This window comes from Rhizobium sp. L43 (genome assembly GCF_002531725.1).
Taxonomy (GTDB): domain Bacteria; phylum Pseudomonadota; class Alphaproteobacteria; order Rhizobiales; family Rhizobiaceae; genus Rhizobium.
In genome coordinates, this window is the sequence record NZ_NWSQ01000079.1 from 1 (window position 1) to 2,486 (window position 2,486).

Annotated in this window: 1 protein-coding gene and 1 pseudogene; both read right to left on the bottom strand. The window is 59.1% G+C overall.

The window, feature by feature from the left end; translation table 11 throughout:
* Positions 1-139 precede the first annotated feature (139 nt).
* Positions 140-874: an IS21-like element helper ATPase IstB gene (gene istB, locus CO667_RS34440; protein ID WP_017996675.1), complete on the bottom strand. Its 735-nt coding sequence runs from the start codon at positions 872-874 to the stop codon at positions 140-142.
* Between the two features lie 5 nt (positions 875-879).
* Positions 880-2,373 (bottom strand): annotated as a pseudogene (gene istA / locus CO667_RS34445) (IS21 family transposase); the annotation flags it as partial.
* Positions 2,374-2,486 lie beyond the last annotated feature (113 nt).

The window sequence follows — 2,486 nt, forward strand, 5'->3', positions numbered from 1 at the left end:
TGTCAATCAGCACCGAACATTGACCCCTTTTGCTTATCCAATTTTGACCCCCCTGTGCTGTAGATCAGCGCTTGGCCTGCCCGGCGCTGGCCGGGGTTGCAGAGGGTAGGCCAAGTGCGGGTGATGGGGCTCTTCGGCTTTAGCTTTGAGAGCGGTTCTTGAAGCGCCAGGATTCGTTTCCGGTCTCGACGATCTCACAATGGTGCGTCAGGCGGTCGAGAAGTGCCGTCGTCATCTTGGCATCGCCGAACACCGTCGGCCATTCACCGAACGCCAGGTTCGTGGTGACAATGATCGACGTGCGCTCGTAGAGCCTGCTGATCAGATGGAATAGGAGTTGGCCGCCGGCCAGGGCAAATGGCAGGTATCCGAGTTCGTCGAGGATGATGAAGTCGAGACGATTGAGATAGTCGGCCGTCCGCCCTTGCTTGCCGCTGCGCGTTTCCGTTTCCAGCCGATTGACCAGATCGACGACGTTGAAGAAGCGCCCGCGTGTTCCGTTGCGGATCAGTGCACGGGCAATCGCGATGGCGAGATGGCTCTTTCCGGTTCCCGTGCCGCCGACGAGGACGACGTTACGCTGATCGGCGACGAAGGTGCCGGTAGCCAGCTCCCGCACCAGGGATTCATTGACCGGCGTATCGGTGAAGTCGAAATCGTCGATGTCCTTAGCGAGGGGCAGCTTGGCGATGCTGAGTTGGTAGCGAATGGAGCGGGCCTGCTTCTCGGCGATCTCCGACTGCAAGAGATCACCGACAATGCGCGGCGGTTCGTGCTGCCGTTTGATGCCGTTGCCCATGACCTCGTCGTAGGCGCTGCGCATTCCATAGAGCTTCAGCGTGCTCATCAGTTCGAGAACCTGTGTGCGTTCCATCAGCTTGCCCTCCTGAGGCTGTCATAGCGTGCGCAGTCGGCGACCGGTTCATGGGTCAATCGAAGCGCATCCGGGGTTTGCAGGGTTGCGGCCGGAGCCGGGTCACGACTACGAGCCAGAATGTTGATGATCACCGAGGCCGAGCAGACGCCTTGGTCCAGCGCCTCCTGACAGGCCGCATCGACGGCCGTCAGACCATCGGTGGGAACGCATGCAAGGATTGTGACCATTTGCCGATCACCGTCGTGGACGCTCTTCAGGCGCTTGCGGACCTTCTCCATCGCCGCTGGCAACACCCAGTCCCTGAACGGCGCACCATTGCGCAAAGCGCCGGGTTTGCGAGCCAGAACGGGTACATAATGCCAGGGATCGTAGATCGTCTCGCCACGGCCAAAGCAACGCGGATGCTCACCGACGTTCACGCCGTCCTGCCTGATGACGATCTTCTCGGCATAGGCGTGAACCTCAACAGGGCGGCCGACCGCAGTCGAGAGGACGGAGTATTTGTTGTTGTCGAAACGGACCGTGCAGGTCTTCGACACCGAGGCCGGGACGCTGTGGAAACCATCGAACGGCCCGACGTAATGCACGAGGCTGCCGCGTTCCTCCTCGAACACCTGCCAGATCATTCGCTCGGTCTGTTCAGGATGACGGTGTGCCTTGGCGTAAGCGATGCACTTATCGAGCAGCCAGACGTTCAGCTCTTCCAGGCTTTTAACCCGAAGACGTGGTGTGAAGAAGCGTTCTCGAACCAGTCCGACCTGGTTCTCGACCTGTCCCTTCTCCCATCCGGATGCGGGCGTGCAGGCAACGGGATGGACCAGATAGTGGCTACACATCTGCAGGAAGCGGCGATTGTATTGTCGCTCCTTGCCGACGAACACCGCCTCGACCGCAGTCTTCATGTTATCGTAGATGCCGCGCGTACAGGTGCCACGGAAGAAGGCGAAGGCCTTGTCATGGGCATCGAACACCATCTCCTGGCTCTCACGCATATAGGCTCGGGCGAACATCATCCGGCTGTGGCAGAGCCGGACATGCGCGACCTTCACGGTCGTAGTCACCCCGTTGATCAGAATGATCTCGTGGCTCCAGTCGAACTGGTAGGCTTCGCCCGGCGCGTAATAGAGGGGCACATAGGCTTCCGCCGTCACGGCTCCCCGGTTCTTCGCCCAGGTCTTGGCATATCGCCGGATCGCGTCATAACTGCCGTCGTAGCCGAGTGCCCGAACCTCCTCGTAAATCCGGATCAGCGTCAGCCGTTCGCGCGATGCCTTGCCTTCGTTGGCAATGAGGAACCGTTCAATATCACCCTTCCAGGCTCCGATCCTGGGCAACGGTTGATGTTCTCGTTTGTAGACAAAATCAGTCGCATCAGAACGCAGGATTTTGCGAACCGTATTACGCGAAACATTCAGCTCTCTGGTGATCTTCTTCACCGACCAGCCCTGAACATGGAAGGCTCGTCGGACACGGGCAATCGTATCCACTCTCTTCAACTCCCCACCCCATCCACTGGCAAAAGCCGGATGGTCGGATGAAATCCAAGGGGGGTCAAAATTGGATAAGTATCACCCCGCCAGAGGGGTCAACATTCCATGCTTAAACACAC

Excerpts from the sequence above, each read along its gene's own strand:
- istB (WP_017996675.1), bottom strand. The coding sequence starts at position 874 with ATGGAACGCACACAGGTTCTCGAACTGATGAGCACGCTGAAGCTCTAT.